12 protein-coding genes are annotated in these 18,111 nt (G+C 35.8%); 7 read left to right on the top strand and 5 right to left on the bottom strand.

Annotated elements, in window-relative coordinates:
• Position 1 precedes the first annotated feature (1 nt).
• Positions 2-2,101, top strand: coding sequence for an ATP-dependent DNA helicase RecG (gene recG / locus L1967_RS03750; RefSeq protein ID WP_249600388.1), 2,100 nt, complete (start codon positions 2-4; stop codon positions 2,099-2,101).
• Positions 2,102-2,198: 97 nt separating this feature from the next.
• Positions 2,199-4,625 (top strand): phenylalanine--tRNA ligase subunit beta, encoded by a 2,427-nt coding sequence (pheT, locus tag L1967_RS03745; RefSeq protein WP_249600387.1) that lies wholly within the window; start codon positions 2,199-2,201, stop codon positions 4,623-4,625.
• 79 nt (positions 4,626-4,704) lie between these two features.
• Here the strand turns inward: pheT and L1967_RS03740 are convergent, their stop codons facing one another.
• Positions 4,705-5,289, bottom strand: a complete 585-nt coding sequence (locus L1967_RS03740) for a DUF4136 domain-containing protein (protein WP_249600386.1) — start codon at positions 5,287-5,289, stop codon at positions 4,705-4,707.
• A 508-nt stretch (positions 5,290-5,797) separates the two neighbouring features.
• Here L1967_RS03740 and L1967_RS03735 point away from each other — a divergent pair.
• The 3 genes from L1967_RS03735 to L1967_RS03725 all read left to right on the top strand — a co-directional run bounded on the left by L1967_RS03735 (position 5,798) and on the right by L1967_RS03725 (position 7,174).
• The gene (locus L1967_RS03735; protein WP_249600385.1) at positions 5,798-6,535 is read left to right on the top strand and encodes a hypothetical protein; all 738 of its coding nucleotides are present in this window, start codon (positions 5,798-5,800) and stop codon (positions 6,533-6,535) included.
• Positions 6,536-6,723: 188 nt separating this feature from the next.
• On the top strand, positions 6,724-6,972 hold the full coding sequence (locus L1967_RS03730) for a putative signal transducing protein (protein ID WP_249600384.1): 249 nt from the start codon (positions 6,724-6,726) through the stop codon (positions 6,970-6,972).
• A complete protein-coding gene (locus L1967_RS03725; protein WP_249600383.1) occupies positions 6,965-7,174 on the top strand; it encodes a hypothetical protein in 210 nt (69 codons plus the stop codon). Before L1967_RS03730 ends, L1967_RS03725 begins: the two co-directional genes overlap by 8 nt.
• Positions 7,175-7,330: 156 nt before the next feature.
• On the opposite strand, the gene L1967_RS03720 is transcribed toward L1967_RS03725, so the two are convergent.
• Positions 7,331-8,359, bottom strand: a complete 1,029-nt coding sequence (locus L1967_RS03720) for a 3-oxoacyl-ACP synthase III family protein (RefSeq protein ID WP_249600382.1) — start codon at positions 8,357-8,359, stop codon at positions 7,331-7,333.
• A gap of 137 nt (positions 8,360-8,496) precedes the next feature.
• Between L1967_RS03720 and L1967_RS03715 the strand changes: the two genes are divergently transcribed.
• Positions 8,497-10,959, top strand: a complete 2,463-nt coding sequence (locus L1967_RS03715) for an alpha/beta hydrolase family protein (protein ID WP_249600381.1) — start codon at positions 8,497-8,499, stop codon at positions 10,957-10,959.
• Positions 10,960-11,178: 219 nt separating this feature from the next.
• Here the strand turns inward: L1967_RS03715 and L1967_RS03710 are convergent, their stop codons facing one another.
• Together L1967_RS03710 and L1967_RS03705 are read right to left on the bottom strand one after the other, a co-directional pair.
• Complete coding sequence (locus tag L1967_RS03710; RefSeq protein WP_249600380.1) at positions 11,179-12,486, bottom strand: ABC1 kinase family protein; 1,308 nt, start codon at positions 12,484-12,486, stop codon at positions 11,179-11,181.
• Between the two features lie 53 nt (positions 12,487-12,539).
• Positions 12,540-13,214, bottom strand: a complete 675-nt coding sequence (locus L1967_RS03705; RefSeq protein WP_249600379.1) for a TetR family transcriptional regulator C-terminal domain-containing protein — start codon at positions 13,212-13,214, stop codon at positions 12,540-12,542.
• Positions 13,215-13,438: 224 nt separating this feature from the next.
• On the opposite strand from L1967_RS03705, the gene htpG reads away from it, so the two are divergent.
• Complete coding sequence (gene htpG, locus L1967_RS03700) at positions 13,439-15,322, top strand: molecular chaperone HtpG (RefSeq protein ID WP_249600378.1); 1,884 nt, start codon at positions 13,439-13,441, stop codon at positions 15,320-15,322.
• A 306-nt stretch (positions 15,323-15,628) separates the two neighbouring features.
• Here the strand turns inward: htpG and L1967_RS03695 are convergent, their stop codons facing one another.
• Positions 15,629-17,845: a tetratricopeptide repeat-containing hybrid sensor histidine kinase/response regulator gene (locus tag L1967_RS03695; RefSeq protein WP_249600377.1), complete on the bottom strand. Its 2,217-nt coding sequence runs from the start codon at positions 17,843-17,845 to the stop codon at positions 15,629-15,631.
• Positions 17,846-18,111 lie beyond the last annotated feature (266 nt).

The raw sequence follows: 18,111 nt of genomic DNA, 5'->3' as shown, positions 1-18,111 counted from the left end.
TATGAATCCTAATATTCTTCAAACTCCGATTGATTATTTAAAAGGCGTTGGGCCTAACCGTGCCGATGTGCTACGAAAAGAATTAGGGATTCACACCTATCAGGATTTAGTGAATTTTTTCCCTAACCGCTATCTGGATAAAACACGATTTTATAAGATTGCCGAATTACAGCGAAACTCCGCTGAAGTACAGGTGGTGGGGAAAATCACACATATTAAAATGGTTGAGCAAAAACGGGGAAAACGTCTTGTTGCCGATTTTGTCGATGAAACAGGAAAGATGGAGCTGGTTTGGTTTAGGGGACATAAATGGATTCGTGAAAACCTAAAACTGAATACTCCCTATGTTGTTTTTGGAAAAACCAATTGGTTTAATGGGGTATTTAGTATGCCGCATCCCGAAATGGATACACTGGCCGATTTTAAAAAGCAATTGCGTGCGGCGATGCAGCCTATTTATCCTTCTACCGAATTATTACAGAAAAAAGGGATTACCAATCGCGTGGTGAATAAAATGCTACAACAGCTTTTTACCGAAACCCAGGCACGATTTTTTGATACGTTAAGCGAAGAAATTAAGAGCGAATTCCGGCTAATTTCGAAAGCTGAAGCGCTTTTTAATATTCATTTTCCTAAAAATGCCGAGTTACTTGCCAAAGCGCAGTTTCGGTTAAAGTTTGAAGAGCTTTTTTATATTCAGTTGCAATTATTACTGAAAAATCAGCTTCGAAAACAAAAAATAAAAGGCTTTGTTTTTGGCGAAATTGGAGAAAATTTTAGTGGATTTTATAAAAACCATTTGCCCTTTGATCTTACCGATGCTCAAAAAAGAGTGATCAAAGAAATTAGGGCAGATCTGGGTACGGGCGCTCAGATGAACCGACTGTTACAAGGTGACGTTGGCTCAGGAAAGACCATCGTGGCTTTAATGAGCATGCTTATTGCCATCGATAATGACTTCCAGGCCTGTTTAATGGCGCCTACAGAGATTTTAGCGATTCAGCATTACCAGGGATTGGTAGAATTATGCGAAAAAATGGATATTTCTATTTACCTGCTTACCGGTTCTTCCAAGAAAGCCCATCGTCGTGAACTGCACGAAAAACTGGAAAATGGCGAGATCCATATTCTTATTGGTACTCACGCGCTTTTAGAAGACAAGGTAAAATTCCACAATCTTGGTCTGGCAATTATCGACGAGCAGCATCGTTTTGGGGTGGCACAACGTGCAAAATTATGGCGAAAAAATAAAATTCCGCCTCATATTTTAGTAATGACGGCAACTCCTATTCCGCGTACTTTGGCAATGAGTTTGTATGGCGATCTGGATATTTCGGTCATCGACGAGTTACCTCCGGGAAGAAAACCAATTAGAACCGTGCATCGTTTTGATAGTAACCGTTTAAAAGTTTTCCGGTTTCTAAAAGAAGAGATCGATAAAGGCCGACAGGTTTATGTGGTATATCCGTTAATTCAGGAATCTGAAAAAATGGACTATAAAGATCTAATGGATGGTTACGAAAGTATTGCCAGAGAATTTCCCGATTTTCAGATCTCTATTGTTCACGGCCAGATGAAACCTGAAGATAAGGATTATGAAATGCAACGCTTTGCTGAAGGCAAGACCGAAATCATGGTGGCCACTACCGTGATCGAAGTTGGTGTAAATGTTCCCAATGCCAGTGTGATGGTTATAGAAAGTGCCGAGCGATTTGGGCTTTCGCAATTGCACCAGCTAAGAGGTCGTGTTGGTCGTGGTGCCGAGCAGAGTTACTGTATTTTAATGACCGGCCATAAATTATCGAACGATAGCAAAACACGCTTAGAAACCATGACAGCAACTAACGATGGTTTCCAGATCGCTGAAGTCGACTTAAAACTTCGTGGACCTGGAGATATTATGGGAACACAACAAAGTGGTGTCCTCAACCTTAAAATTGCCGATATTGTAAAGGATAATGATCTGCTTAAAACGGCGCGCCACGTAGCCCAAAGAATTTTAAAAGAAGATCCAAAACTGGCGTTGGAGAAAAACAAAGTCTTGCGTTTTACCTACGGCCAACTTGCAAAACACCAGAATATCTGGAATTACATCTCGTAATTCTAAAAATTTACGCAAATCGACCTGAATTTTACAAACCTTAGATTATGCCAAAATAATTGGTAATACTATCTTTGTAGATTGTAAAATTACTTAGATGAAGATTTCATACAACTGGTTAAAACAATTTATAAAGCTTCCTGAAGATGCCGAAAAAACCGGCGAATTACTAACCGATCTTGGTTTAGAGGTAGAAGGTATTCATAGTTTCCAAAGTGTAAAAGGTGGTTTAGAAGGTATTGTGGTTGGGCACGTACTAAGTTGCGAAAAACACCCAAATGCCGATAAACTTAATCTTACCAAAGTAAATATTGGTAATGGCGAAGAAGTACAAATTGTATGCGGCGCACCAAATATTGCTGCCGGGCAAAAAGTTCCGGTTGCAACCATAGGCACTGTTCTTTACGACGAGAAAGGTGAAGAATGGCAAATAAAAAAAGGAAAGATAAGGGGCGAAAGCAGCTTCGGGATGATCTGTTCTGAAAAAGAAATTGGTATTGGTAGCAGTCACGAAGGTATTATGGTTATGGAAAACGACCTGATCCCGGGAACGCCTGTTGCTGAAATTTTTGAAGTAGAAAACGATAAGGTTTTTGAAATTGGACTAACGCCAAACCGTGCCGATGCTATGAGCCATTGGGGTGTAGCCAGAGATTTAAAAGCAGGTTACCAGCAAACTAGTAAAAGTTTAGAACTTATCACACCATCGGTAAGTAATTTTCATGTAGATAGCCGTAGCCTTAGAATTCCGATTTTTGTAGAAGATTCTTCTTTAGCACCGCGTTATTGCGGGATTACCATTAGCGATGTAAAGGTTCAGGAATCCCCAAAATGGTTACAAAACCGTTTAAAAGCAATTGGTCTTACACCAAAAAATAACATCGTAGATGTTACCAATTATGTTATGCATGAGCTTGGGCAACCGCTTCATGCTTTTGATGCTGCAAAGATAACCGGGAACGAGATCCATGTAAAAACATTGGAAACCGGCACCAAATTCACCACTTTAGACGAGGTAGAAAGAGAACTTCACGAAGAAGATCTAATGATCTGTGATAAAGAAAAGCCACTTTGTATTGCCGGAGTTTTTGGCGGTTTAAATAGCGGAGTTTCTGTAAATACCAATCAGGTTTTTCTTGAAAGTGCTTATTTTAATCCGGTAAGTGTTCGTAAAACGGCTAAAAGACATGGTTTAAATACCGATGCTTCTTTCCGTTTTGAGCGTGGTATCGATCCTAGCATAACTGAATATGCATTGAAACGTGCCGCACTTTTAATTACTGAACTGGCCGGTGGGGAAATTACCAGTGATATCGATGATCTTTATCCTAAGAAAATTGAAGATTTCCAGGTATTCTTAACCTTCGATAAGGTAAATAAACTGATTGGTGAAAATCTTGAAGAAGAAACCATAAAATCGATTTTGGCTTCTTTAGAAATTCGTGTAAATAACGTTACAGAAACCGGAATGGGGCTTACCATCCCATCGTATCGTGTAGACGTACAGCGTGAATCTGATGTTATCGAAGAGATCCTTAGAGTGTATGGTTATAACAATATAAAAATCAACGAAAAGTTTAATGCTTCGGTTTCCATTTCATCGAAATTCGAAGATTATAAGCTTCAGAATATTATTGCCAATCAATTAGTTGGACAGGGATTCTATGAAACCATGGCGAATTCACTTACCATGCCATCGCACATAGATCTTAGTGAACAGTTAAAAAGCGAGTATAATGTTGAAATGCTGAACCCACTGAGTAGTGATCTTTCAGTAATGAGGCAATCGATGTTATTTAGCGGTTTAGAAAGTATTCGCCATAATTTAAACCGAAAAAGAAGAGATCTTAAATTATTCGAATTCGGGAAAACGTATCACAGCTACGTAAGTGGGCGTGTAGAAAACAAACACCTTTCAGTTTTTGTAAGTGGCAATCGATCTGGTGAAAGTTGGAATTCGGCTGGACAAAAAGGAACGTTCTTTTATCTAAAAGGAATTATTGAGGTGATTTTCCAAAGATTGGGCATTAAAAACCTTAAATCTGGCGCTTCTAAAAATGATGTTTTTGCTGAAGGTATCATGTTAAGTTCTGCGAAAGCGAAACTGGTAGAATTTGGCGTGGTAAAAAAATCGATCTTAAAACATTTTGATATCGATCAGGAAGTTTTATTTGCTGATTTTAACTGGGATGCGGTGATAGAAATCGCTAAAACACAATCTAATAAATTTGTGGGCATTCCAAAATATCCTGAAGTACGACGTGATTTCGCGTTACTTCTAGACGAGGCAGTATCTTATGCTGAAATTGAAACGATTGCCACGCAAACAGAGAAAAAATTACTTAAAGAAGTAAATCTTTTTGATGTATACCAAGGCGATAACCTACCAGAAGGTAAGAAAAGTTATGCGGTGAGTTTTACCTTTCAGGATGAAAATAAAACCATGACCGATAAGCAAATAGATAAGATTATGAGCAAACTTCAGTATCGATTTGAAAACGAACTGAAAGCAGAATTACGATAATTCCGAAGAAAAAAATTATAAAACAAAGGCTGAAATTATCTAATTTCAGCCTTTGTTTTATAAATATATATAACGGTGATTATGGAAATTGTTTAAAAATTTCGTCCACATATTTTCTTACATCGCGGGCTGTACGGCGATCATCTATTTCTACATCATTCGTGGTACCTCGCCAAATAATCTTATTGTTCTTGCGGTTAATAAAATCGATCACTATAGATTTTGATTTATAAGGGATCTGATCGATGTTATCACCTGTAATACGCTGTATCGTGTAATAGTCTTTGTACATAAAAGGTTTATAATAGTCTCCTATATAAAAATCTGGGCGATAATACGAATAGCTGGTATATACAGGATCGGCATTCACCTCAACTTTATCATCAAACATAGTATGAACATATACTAAAACCTGAGGCTGATCTTCTACATAACGATAGCCTTCATCTTTCATATTCTCGTTGATTGTATTAACGATTTCGGTATTAATTTCCTGGTTATTATAACCCGGGGTGGTAATTTTATTCTTGTTTGGTAAAAAAGCGTAAGTATTGTAATTCTTTAAATCCTTTGGGTTCTCGCCAACTTGGGTAGATTTGTTTCCTCCGCAACTTGCAAAAAGAATGATCATCGTTAAAAGTCCGCTCCATTTAAGTAATTTCATAATTATAAATTTTTGGCGCATGATAGCAGCTTTAGGTGATATTTCAATGGGTTTTAGCATAGTTTAGATATAATTTTAACAAGCGTTTAGAAACGTATATCTTGAATGTGATTTAATAATTACTTATCCGTAATTAGTAATAATTTGTTGTTTTTATCATTCCGTTCCGATAGCTATCGGAATTGATCCGGAATCTCATACTATACTGAAAAACTAAATCTTGAAAATGAGATCCTGTCCCGATAGCTATCGAGGACAAGTTCAGGATGACAATAGCTTATATGATTCATTCCAGAAATTCAATTTAATAAAGAAACAGAAGCATTACGCTATAAATCTCATCTTAAGGTGCATTAAATGATCCAAGATTTACGGAATCATCGAATTCAGGTTATAATTATTTCTGGATCTTTTTTCAGCTTAGATTAAAAACTATGCAGGATTAACAAATACAAGATTGCGAATTACATTGATATTATATATTTTAGTAGCTCATGCAAAGTGATTGATGATGAAGAACTTTCCCCGAACAAACATTGAAACCCAACTTTTAAAAGCCAGAAATAAGCGAAAATCTGAACATCTTTTCCTGAAAGAAATCAATGCTATTTTTAAGGAAAATGAGCATAGAGATCACAGTATTTTACAGCAGCTAAAAAATACTGATGACAGAGAACATGCTTCAAATTCATTAAATTTCGATCTCTTGGAATCTAAACGGATTTTCCATATTAGCGATATCCAGAAAATATGTATTGATTATCGACTACGGTTTTTAAGTTCTGCCTATTTTAAAGCTGAAATTCCTTACGATGCCATTATGTCCATCCGAAAACTGGAAAACGACCATCATACCAAACTTAGCGGCTTTAGGATTATCGCTCCTGCACGATTATTTAAATTAGAAAATGCCGATGATCCATTATTAATGGCTCCAATAGGAAACGATTATTATTACCTGGTACATAAATGGGGAAACGATCTGCATCCCTTTAGAAAATTATTAATGTGGCCTTTTAAACAATTAGAAAACTTTATTTTCTCTATGTTTTTACTCAGTCTGGCCATCACTTATTTAATACCTCAGGAACTATTTGCGCACGGTCACCAGCAAACCACTACTGAATTTTTAATGATTTTATTTTTTGTATTTAAATGGGTTGGCGGTCTTGCTATTTTTTATGGTTTTAAAAAAGGCAAAAATTTTAGCGAATCTATTTGGGACAGCAAATATTACAACGCATAGTAAATTACGCAGGGGCAAGCCCATGAGGGATTATTATATTTTTTATTTCGAGGTGTCGCTATCGCGATAGCTATGAGGCGGGACTATTAATCTTGATGAGCGAGTAAACATTTGAGAACGTTAAACTCTAATTAAATAAAGTATTTAAAATAGCCAATCTTCGTATTTTAGAATCTTAAATTTAAATTATGAGTACCAACGAAACATACGAAAGGGTTTACACCGGTAGCGATGTAAACGTGCAATACTTACAGGAGTTATTTAATAAATCTGGAATTTCTAATCGCGTTAGAAATGATATGGAATCTGGATTAAGAGCAGGATTTGGTGGCGGTTTACCGGGACAAGTTCAGCTTTTTGTGATTAAAAGTCATTTTGACGAAGCTTCGGCTATTGTAAAATCGGCATTTCCAAGTGATGTTGCCGAACATGAATAAACAAAATTCACCATCTAAAGGACGAAATTATGCATATTTGGCCGTTGGTATTTTTTCACTGGGATACGGCGCGTATCGCGTAATAAGTTTATATGAAAATTATCAAAAATACGAACTGCAATTTGCTATTGCTATAGGCTTTATCGCGGCAGGAGTAATTTGTATCTATAAGTTTTTTAAAAACTTAAATCCTATAGATTAAAAAGCGGCTAAAAGCCGCTTTTTAATCCTTCATTGAGGGTTTAATTCCCCGTCCCGAAGCTATCGGAATGCCCCGAAATTGGTTAATCTGTTTCCTTTAAATATCTTGTAGGCTTGCCCCAAGGTGATTGATTTTTTCTAAAATACAGTCTATTTTTTACCATTCTATTACCGCACTGGCCCAGGTAAATCCACTACCAAAAGCAGCCAGAACAATCGTATCCCCTTCTTTAATTTTCCCTTCTTCCCAGGCTTCGGTTAACGCGATAGGAATCGATGCTGCTGTAGTATTTCCATATCTTTGAATATTATTATACACCTGATCGTCCCTTAACTGGAATTTTTGCTGAATAAACTGTGAAATCCTAAGATTTGCCTGATGTGGGATAAGCATATCGATATCTTTTACATCAAGTCCATTTTCCTTCAGGCCTTCCATAATTACTTCAGAAAAACGGGCTACTGCATTTTTAAATACAAATTGTCCATTCATATATGGATAATAAGGAATATCTTCCTGAGAGTCTTCTCCTCCGGCAGCTAAATTTTCAGCAATAATTTCAGGTACCCAATGATTCGTACTTGGCCCTTTCAAGCTTAATTCCAACGCATGTTTTCCTTCAGAATGTAAATGTGTAGAAAGTATTCCCTGCCCAACATGATCACTTCTTGTTAATACCGCTGCTCCTGCTCCATCACCAAAAATCACAGATACCGAACGCCCGCGAGTGGTGAAATCTAAACCGCCACTATGATTTTCACTTCCTATTAAAAGCACATTTTTATACATGCCGGTTTTAATAAATTGGTCGGCAACCGATAGTCCGTAAATAAAACCGCTACATTGGTTACGAACATCCAGGGCAGGACAGGTATCAATTTCTAACATCTCCTGAATTTGCACTCCGCATCCAGGAAAATAATAGTCAGGACTTAGTGTGGCAAAGACAATTAAATCGATCTCATCTTTGCTAATATTGGCTCTTTCTAAGGCTATCTTTGCCGCCTTAAAGCCCATACTTGCTGTGGTATTGCCATCGCCTTTTTTAATATGTCGCCTTTCTTTTATACCGGTACGCTCCTGGATCCAGGCATCATTTGTATCCATTATTTTGGATAAATCATCATTGGTAACCACATTCTCTGGCACATATTTTCCTAATCCGGCAATTTTAGACTGATACATTCAGTTTATTTTAAGTAATTAAAAATCTATACACTTCAATTTAGCAAATATCTAAATTTTAAAGATCGAAATATAGTAAAGATTAACATTTTACAGAATACCTTATATTAGTTACATAAAATTCTAAAAATTCATCCATGAAAAAACAAATTATCGTTTGTTTTCTATGCATTGCTGCTTCTGTATTACGTAGCTATGCCCAGGAAAACCTAACCTATCAAAAACCACCAAAGCCCATTTTAGACTTAGTAGATGTCCCTTTGGCTCCAGGAACTTACATCAACAGCAAAGGAGATCTAATGCTATTTCTTTACCGCGATCAATACAAAACTATTGCAGAATTAAGCGAAAAAGAATTACGTCTTGGTGGCTTAAGAATCAATCCGGCAACTAATATTAGCAGCCGTGCCCGCTATTTTACCGACATAAAAATAAAACCTGTAAAAGATAACGAACCTACAAATGTTAACGGATTACCAGAAAATCCAAGAATTGCAAATCTTAGCTGGTCACCAGACGAAAAGAAAATTGCATTTACTCAAACTACCAAAACCGGAGTAGAGTTATGGGTGATAGATATAAAATCGGCCATAGCCAAAAAACTTACCGATGCTTCTTTAAATGCTAATATGGGCAATCCCATTAACTGGTTTAAAGATAGCGAAGCTATTCTCGTTAAAATGCTTCCTGAAGATCGCAAAGAGCTTATCGACGAAGCCATGGCAATACCTACAGGGCCAACAGTTAGTGTAAGTGATGGTAAAGAAGCACAAAACAGGACCTATCAGGATTTACTTAAGGATCCTAACGACGAATATAATTTTGAGCAATTAGCACGCTCCTCTCTATTCAAAATAGATTTAAGCGGAAATAAATCGCAATGGATGGAAGCAAAAATGTATGATGACATTAGCTTTTCTCCAGATGGTGAATATGTAATGATCAGTCATATAAAAAAACCTTTTTCTTATTTGGTTCCTTACTACAGGTTCCCTACCGAAACAAATGTGTATAAAAACAACGCCAGTTTCGTGAATATGGTAAATGATGCGCCTTTACTAGAAGATTTGCCGCAAGGTTTTATGTCTACCCAAGAAGGTAGAAGAAGCTTAAACTGGCGCGCAGATAAACCGGCAACCTTAATTTACGCTATAGCTTTAGATGCTGGTGATCCTGAAGTTGAAGTAAAGTATAGAGATCAGGTATTTATGCTGGAAGCCCCATTTAAGGATGAAGGAAAAGCATTCTTAAAAACAATTAATCGCTACAGCGGTATTATCTGGGGGGATGACAAGACCGCAATCGCAATGGATTACTGGTGGAATACAAGAAATAGCAAGACATATTTAATCGATCCATCCAGCAATAACGAAGATCCTAAAATTCTTTTTGACAGAAATTACCAGGATGTTTATAGCGACCCAGGAAATTTTGTTACCCATAAAAACGACTTCGGAAGGTATGTTTTAGAACTGGATAGCAAAGATGCCTATCTGATTGGCGATGGATTTTCGGATAAAGGACAATATCCGTTTATAGATAAGATCGATCTGAAAAATGGAGATACAGATCGCCTTTATCAATCTACTTTTGAAGATAAAAAAGAAAGTATCGTCGAAGCTTTAGATATCGATAAAGGTGAAGTATTGGTTAGAATTGAAGCTTCTACCGAATATCCCAATTATTACATTAGAAACATTAAGAAGAAAAATGATCTTCGGCAAATCACCAATTTCGAAAATCCTTTTAAAAGTTTACAAGACGTAAGTAAAGAAGTGATTACCTATAAACGTGAAGATGGCTTAGAACTAAACGCAACCTTATATTTACCTGCTGGTTACAATAAAGAAAATCCTGAAGCTTTACCAATGATTATGTGGGCCTATCCTCGTGAATTCAAAGATAAAAATTCGGCTTCCCAAAATACCAGTAATGCCAACGATTTCACTTATCCATACTACGGTTCCCCTATTTATTGGGTTAACCGAGGCTATGCGATATTAGATGACGCAGCTTTCCCTATTATTGGTGAAGGTGATGAAGAACCCAACGATACTTTTAGAAAGCAATTGGTAGATAATGCCGCCGCAGCTATAGATGCTGTAGACAAAATGGGCTATATCGATCCAGACCGTGTTGCCGTTGGAGGGCATAGCTATGGTGCTTTTATGGTTGCCAATCTTCTATCTCACTCCGATTTATTTGCTGCCGGAATTGCCCGAAGCGGAGCTTACAATAGAACTTTAACTCCTTTTGGTTTCCAAAGTGAAGAGCGCAATTATTGGGAAGCTCCAGAAGTGTATTATAACATGTCACCCTTTATGCATGCCGATAAAATGAAAACGCCCTTATTACTAATTCATGGGGAAGCCGACAATAACTCGGGGACTTATCCTATGCAAAGTGAGCGCTATTTCAATGCTCTAAAAGGCCTTGGAGCCACTGCGCGATTGGTGATGTTACCTAAAGAAAGTCATGGATATAGTGCGAAAGAATCTGTATTACATGTGCTTTGGGAACAAGATGAATGGCTGGAAAAGTATGTGAAGAATAAACCAAAAAATAAAGTAGAAGCTACTAAGGACAAAGTTCAAGATTAGATAAAATTGACTATCTTTTTTTAAAGCCTTCTGAGAAATCAGAGGGCTTTTTAATGAGCTGAATTGTATAAGCTTATATCGTATTTTGTACTGAAGTTTTTTAGCAGCATTTCGATTTAGGTTTTCCTTAAAAATTACTGAATCGAGTATATAAGAAAAGCGCAATTTCGAAGAATGAAATCGCGCTTTCCAACCTAACCAATAAATCAAAATATTACATTATAAGTAACTACGGAATCTATTAATCTCTACTTTAGCTTCCAGGTCATGTAATAAATTATAAAGCCCGAAGAATGTCCTGTTAATGTAAAGGAAATGTTTACTTCCTCGATTTCCATTCATTTTTCTTAGTTCTTCATCTTTGCTATATTTTTCACTAAACTTGGTAATAGCATTCCAAAAACCTTCATCTGAAAAATCGAAGGTTTCAGAGTGAAACGGACTGGTAAAAATACTCAGCATTTGAAGAAATAACTCTGAAAAATACTTCACCTCGCTTTCTGTATCATCTTCTCTTAAAATTTCAAGTTCAAATAACTTTTCATTGAAGAATTCAGGATCATTAATGTTTTCTTTTTTCGCTAATTCAAAATAAGGTACATAAAAAACATCTGGCACTTTTTTAATACACCCAAAATCGATCGCAATCAGATTTCCTGCTTTATCGACTAAAAAGTTACCGGGATGCGGATCTGCATGTACTTCTTTTAATCCATGCATCTGGAACATATAGAAATCCCATAAGGCCTGCCCTACTTTATTAGCTTTTTCCTGATCTCTATTTTCTTTTACAAACTCACTAAGGTGCTGGCCGTCCATCCAGTCCATCGTGATAATTCGCTCGCTGGATAATTCTTCATAATACTGCGGAAATTTAAGATTTGGGATATGGCTACATGCTTTTGAGATAGCCTTACTCTGCTGTACTTCCAACACATAATCGGTTTCTTCTAAGAGCTTCCCTTCTACTTCCTTAAAATATTTTTCTGAATCTTTACCTTGTAGATTAAACATTCTAATCGCAATGGGTTTAACCATTGCTAAATCTGAACTTATACTATCGGCTACCCCGGGATATTGGATTTTCACAGCAAGTTTTTTCCCATCTTTTGTTGCCCGGTGTACCTGCCCAATGCTTGCCGCATTTACAGATTGTGAGGTAAACTCATCGTACAGTTCTTCGGGATAATTCCCGTTATATTTTTTAAACGTTTTTCGTACTAAAGGTGCCGATAATGGCGGAACGCTAAATTGTGCCAAACTAAATTTCTCTACATAAGCATTTGGCAATAAACTTTTCTCCATCGAAAGCATTTGTGCCACCTTAAGCGCGCTACCTTTTAAGCTTTTTAGACCATCATAAATATCACTGGCATTCTCGCGATCTAAATCGTCCCTTGTTAGATCTTTATTAAACGCCTTTTTACTATAATATTTTAAATAGTTTCCCCCTATTTTAGCTCCAGTTTGCACCAACTTACTGGTTCGGCCAATTTTGCCGGTAGGGATTTTATCGATCGATTTCATCTCATTTTCTTTTATGGCCTTTCGGCCTTTTTCATAGCAATTTTTAGAATGGATTATTTCGCCATTCTTTCTTTATAAAGAAATTTTCCGAAATCAATTACGCGCTCTAAGGGCGTATTATCAAAAACATCAAATACCGTATTTACTGATTTTTCGATCGCAACATCTGTACTTTCAAATTGTGGAGAGTTGTCGTCCATCCAAAACTTTAGTAAAAACATCAGTTGAATCCATGCAGCTTCAGAGAACACTTCTTCAGGTTGCTGTAAAAATTTCAGGGTCTTTTCTTTATTGCCGTCTTCAATTAATCCTTTCGCGAAAGACTTTACATTTTTACGCAATCCTTTTAATTGCTCAAGATTCTTGATTGGTTTTGGATCTTTTTTCAGCGTAAATAAAACATAGCTTCTATTGGCAGTAAGCACTTCAAAAAACGTGTAATAAAAAGTGAGCATTTTTTCACGATTGGTGAACGCTGGATACTCCGGACTTTTCTCGATTACGTTTACGGTATTTAGGTAAAACTTCTCCCAAATTCCTTTCTCTAAACCTTCAAAACTTCCGTAGAAATTATAGAATTCTTCTTCCTGAAGTTCATTCTCCTTACAAAATTTATAAACTGTCTTAGGAGCATACTCATTTTCAAGCACATAATCCATATAAAGGCTTATCAATCTGTCTGAATCTAACTTCTTTTTTGCGGTGGTTGCTTTCTTTGTCGTTGCCATAATTTCTTTTTCTCTTCTTCAAATATAGTTATTGTTTAACGTATAAATGAATTAGTTAAACAAAATGTTTGTTAAAAATTCAACCTGTCTAATTTTGATCGTCAATTAATTAGACGTTTAATGGGCATCATAATTACAAGTCTTATGCCAAGATGACAGCAAAACTGTAATGGTATTTTTTTTGGTTACTATAAACCGAATTTGATAATAAAAACTAAAAATATATGGTAACTGGAAAGATTAATGTATCTGTAGACAACATTTTCCCGCTGATTAAAAAATTCCTTTACAGCGATCACGAAATTTTCCTGAGAGAATTAATTTCTAACGCTACCGATGCAACTTTAAAATTAAAGCACCTTACCAATATTGGTGAGACCGATGTTGAATATGGTCATCCTGTGATCGACATCAAAGTGGATAAAGAGAATAAAAAAATCCATGTTATCGATCAGGGTATTGGTATGACCAAAGAGGAAGTTGAAAAGTACATTAACGAAGTAGCTTTTTCTGGTGCTGAAGAATTCCTTGAAAAGTATAAAGATTCTGCAAAAGACAGCGGAATTATTGGGCATTTTGGTCTTGGTTTCTATTCTGCTTTTATGGTAGCCCATAAAGTGGAGATCATTACCAAATCTTATAAAGATGAGCCTGCAGCGCATTGGACCTGCTCTGGAACAACCGAGTTTACTTTAGAAGATGCTGATAAGCAGGAACGTGGTACAGAGATTATTCTTCATGTAAATGAAGACGATGAAGAGTTTTTAGAAGATAACCGAATTGAAGAATTATTGGTGAAGTATAACAAGTTTATGCCAATCCCAATTCGATTTGGAACCAAGGAAGAAACCATTCCGCTTCCAGACGATGCTCCTGAAGATGCAAAACCAGAAACAAAAACAGTAGATAAAATCATCAACAATCCAGATCCGGCCTGGACAAAGCAGCCTACAGACCTGGAAGACAAAGATTACAAAGATTTTTACCGTGAACTGTACCCTATGCAGTTCGAAGAGCCTTTATTTCATATTCACTTAAATGTAGATTATCCTTTTAATCTTACCGGGATTCTTTATTTCCCAAAGATGTCTCAGGATATGAACATTCAGCGTGATAAAATTCAGCTATACCAAAACCAGGTTTTTGTAACCGATAATGTAGAAGGTATTGTTCCTGAATTTTTAACCATGTTACGTGGAGTTATCGATTCTCCGGACATCCCGCTAAATGTTTCCCGATCTTACCTTCAGGCAGATGGTGCGGTGAAGAAGATCTCAAGCTATATTACCAGAAAAGTTGCTGATAAGTTAAAATCACTTTTCAATAATAATCGTGAAGATTTTCAGGAAAAATGGAACGATATTAAAGTGGTTATCGAATATGGTATGCTTACCGAAGATAAGTTTTACGAAAAAGCTCAGAAGTTTGCTTTATATCCAACCATCGATAATGAATATTATACGTTTGAAGAATTAAAAGAAGCGATAAAAGATAACCAGACCGATAAAGATGGGAATCTTGTAATTCTTTATGCGTCTAACCAAAACGAACAACACAGCTATATTCAGGCTGCTAAAGATAAGGGATATAAAGTAGTACTTTTAGATTCTCCAATTATTTCTCACCTGCTACAAAAACTAGAATCATCTGAAGAGAAAATCACGTTTACCAGAGTAGATTCAGATCATGTAGACAATCTTATTAAAACAGACGAAGAGAAAATCTCTAAATTATCTGATGATGAGAAAGAGAAATTAAAAGGTGATTTTGAAAAAGTAGTGCCAAAAGAAAAATATACGATCCAGATGGAAGCAATGGATAGTACTGCGGCACCGCTTATGATCACGCAACCAGAGTTTATGCGAAGAATGAAGGAAATGCAACAAACCGGTGGTGGTGGTATGTTTGGAATGGGTAATATGCCCGAGATGTACAATCTTGTGGTAAATACCAATCACCCATTAACCTCTGAAATTTTAAGTGCAGACGAGGAAACCCAGCAACGATTAATAAAACAATCTTTAGACCTTGCCAGACTTTCACAAAACCTGCTTAAAGGTGAAGAATTAACGGCATTCATCAAACGTAGTTTCGAGATGGTGAAATAAGTTTTTTCATATTATTAGTTTAAATAAAAGCGTTATTCTAGAATAAATTGAATGACGCTTTTTTATTTGATTATGGATAGTTTTTACAAAAAGGGTTGCTACGCATAAAAATATGATTATGGAAAAACTGTTTTCTACAATCTAGCTTCTTCTTACCAAGAATAAAATAGTAAAGATGCTTTAGCGAATTCATTACTTCTGTTTTTTTGAAGCTCCTGAAAATTCGTAATGGCTATAATTGCAGAAAAATTGTTTCAACCTGGTTTGAACAAATTTTGCAAAAATCAGGTACTAAAATCGCCAATATTACAAAGCAATAGGGACTATATTTCTATAAATTACGCGGTAAAATTGCTGTATATCGTAAGGTTTTATGATAATGTCATTCATGCCCGCGCTATGGATTTCTTCTCTAATCTCTTCGACCTCAACAGCGGTAAGAGCTACAATTGGAATTAACTTGTTAAATTTTCTAATCTCTATGGTAGCTTCCATCCCTGTAATGCCCGGCATGTTTACATCCATCAATACCAAATCGAACGTAGTCTTCTTCACTTTCCTAATTGCCTCATGCCCATCTTGGGCAATTTCACAAACAAAGTTTTTCTGCTCTAAAATTCGCTTGGTCACCACCTGATTGATACGATTATCATCGACAATTAAAATGCAATTCTTTGACTTTAAACTCCAATTATTTGAATTATCTTTATTTAAGTCTTCAATCTTTGTGACAGGGGCTTGAGCTTTGTCATGATCTTTCTTAAAATTAATCACAAAACTGAAACAAGAACCTTCATGCTCTTCACTTCTCAGATGAATATCCGATTTAAATAATTTCAGCATTTTTTTTACGATTGGCAAACCTAATCCCGTTCCCTGATAATTATAATTGGTAGGTTTTAGCTGTGAAAATTCTTCAAAGATCTCCTGCTGTTTACTTAATGGAATTCCTATTCCATCATCCTCAACTTCAAATTTAATATCATAATCATTTTCCGAAGCATTCATCACTATCGCCCTAATCCAAATATTACCACGCTCGGTAAACTTAAGTGCATTGCCTACCAGATTTACCATAATCTGAGAAAGTCTTACCGAATCTCCCAATAAAAATGATGGGATGCTTTCATCAATTTCAAGATGAATCTCGTTTTTATTCTGAAGTCTGGTAAATTCAAGCGTTTGCGTAATACTTTGTAATAACTCTCTAAAATTAAAAGAAATGGACTCTAATTTTACTTCTTTAGCTTCCATCTTATTAATCTGAAGCACATCGTTAATTAGTGCTAATAAATAATCTGCCGAAAATTTTAAGGATTTTAAATCCTTTTTATGATCTTTTAAGCCTTTATCCTCTAGTAATAAAGAAGTTAAACCAATCACACCATATAATGGTGTCCTTAATTCGTGACTAACCGTCGAGAAAAATTGTGTTTTTAAGTTAGAGAGGCGCTCTGTTTCCTCCTTCGATTTTCTTAATTCCAGATTTTTTTTCTGTAATTCTATAATAAGTGTCTTACGCGACCTGTTAATACGATTTAGAAAAATTAAAATAATGAACAGTACAATAGCCGCTACGATTAATAGAATGAGCTTTTCGTTAGATTTGGCAATAATTTTTTCCTGATAGCTTTTTTGTTGTTTGGCCAGTTCTAAATTTTTCTGGTATTCGTTTACATCAAACCTGGTGTTTGCGGCCTGAATTTGTGCTGTTTTAGTATAATCGAAAATTTGAGATTCATATTGCTGTTGAGTTTTTAGCGCTTTATAGGCCGCTTTAAATTCACCATTTCTAAAAAGCATTTCAGCATACCATTTGTAGGTCTCGGCTCCCTCGTAAACCAGGCTGTCTTTATCTACAATTTTTGCCGATTTTTCAAAAAACACTTTAGCAGAATCTAATTGGTTGGTTTCTAAAAAATACCTTCCATAGAGCATATCCAATTCGGCATCCTGATAATCCTCCCGTTTGCTTTTCAAAACATTTTTTGCGTTGTCCAAATATTGCTTTGCCTTCAGTATCTTATCTTTATCTAGATACGTCCATGCAATATTAATATTAGGCGCTATAAGCTCTTCTTTATTGTCTAATTTTGTGGCCAGATCTATTACTCTGTTATAATAATCGATCCCTTTTTGGTAATTCACTTTGGATTCAGAATAAATATTCCCCATATTATTGTAGGCCCACATAATAAGGGTATCGTTTTTTATGGCATTGGCAAAATCTAACGATTTTTCATAATGTATTTTTGCACGCACCGTATCACCTAGCTCTTCGTAAGCAACGCCAAGATTATTATAACCATGGTATAGATAATAGTCACTGTCTACCAACTTTGCCAATTCAATTAAATCCATAGAAATCTGGATACCCTCGTGGTAATTATAATCGGCAAATAAATCGATAGAATGGTTTAACAGCCGTTCTAAGCTGTCTTTGCTAACCTCTTTGTTTTGAGCACTTAGAGGCTGAATAAATAAGATAAAAAAAAATGAAGAAAAAAAAAGTTTTCGTACCAAGCCTAAAGGAAATATTTAGCGATATCCAGCAGAGAAAATTAATCTATTTAAGCTAATTACACAAAAAAAGTGCTAAACCGGCTAAAATTAGTTTCAAAAGTATCAATATTAAACTTATTAAGATTATATTTCTTTAAAAAATTATGAAGTGATCTAAACTTTTTTTGAGAGAAAAAAATAGGCTGTGGATATTTGTGTTGCCAAACAAAAAAATCACACAGCCATGTACATCGTACTGTGCAAAGATATAATAGAAAGTGATATCA

The sequence above is a fragment of the Zunongwangia pacifica genome, from assembly GCF_023499215.1.
Classification (GTDB): Bacteria; Bacteroidota; Bacteroidia; order Flavobacteriales; family Flavobacteriaceae; genus Zunongwangia; species Zunongwangia pacifica.
Note: the sequence above shows the minus strand (reverse complement) of the source record. Positions and strands in the feature narration are given on the sequence as shown.

Bases quoted from the DNA above. Each gene is read 5' to 3' on its own strand.
- recG (WP_249600388.1), top strand. From the start codon at position 2: ATGAATCCTAATATTCTTCAAACTCCGATTGATTATTTAAAAGGCGTT.
- pheT (WP_249600387.1), top strand. From the start codon at position 2,199: ATGAAGATTTCATACAACTGGTTAAAACAATTTATAAAGCTTCCTGAA.
- L1967_RS03740 (WP_249600386.1), bottom strand. From the start codon at position 5,289: ATGAAATTACTTAAATGGAGCGGACTTTTAACGATGATCATTCTTTTT.
- L1967_RS03735 (WP_249600385.1), top strand. From the start codon at position 5,798: ATGATGAAGAACTTTCCCCGAACAAACATTGAAACCCAACTTTTAAAA.
- L1967_RS03730 (WP_249600384.1), top strand. From the start codon at position 6,724: ATGAGTACCAACGAAACATACGAAAGGGTTTACACCGGTAGCGATGTA.
- L1967_RS03725 (WP_249600383.1), top strand. From the start codon at position 6,965: ATGAATAAACAAAATTCACCATCTAAAGGACGAAATTATGCATATTTG.
- L1967_RS03720 (WP_249600382.1), bottom strand. From the start codon at position 8,359: ATGTATCAGTCTAAAATTGCCGGATTAGGAAAATATGTGCCAGAGAAT.
- L1967_RS03715 (WP_249600381.1), top strand. From the start codon at position 8,497: ATGAAAAAACAAATTATCGTTTGTTTTCTATGCATTGCTGCTTCTGTA.
- L1967_RS03710 (WP_249600380.1), bottom strand. From the start codon at position 12,486: ATGAAATCGATCGATAAAATCCCTACCGGCAAAATTGGCCGAACCAGT.
- L1967_RS03705 (WP_249600379.1), bottom strand. From the start codon at position 13,214: ATGGCAACGACAAAGAAAGCAACCACCGCAAAAAAGAAGTTAGATTCA.
- htpG (WP_249600378.1), top strand. From the start codon at position 13,439: ATGGTAACTGGAAAGATTAATGTATCTGTAGACAACATTTTCCCGCTG.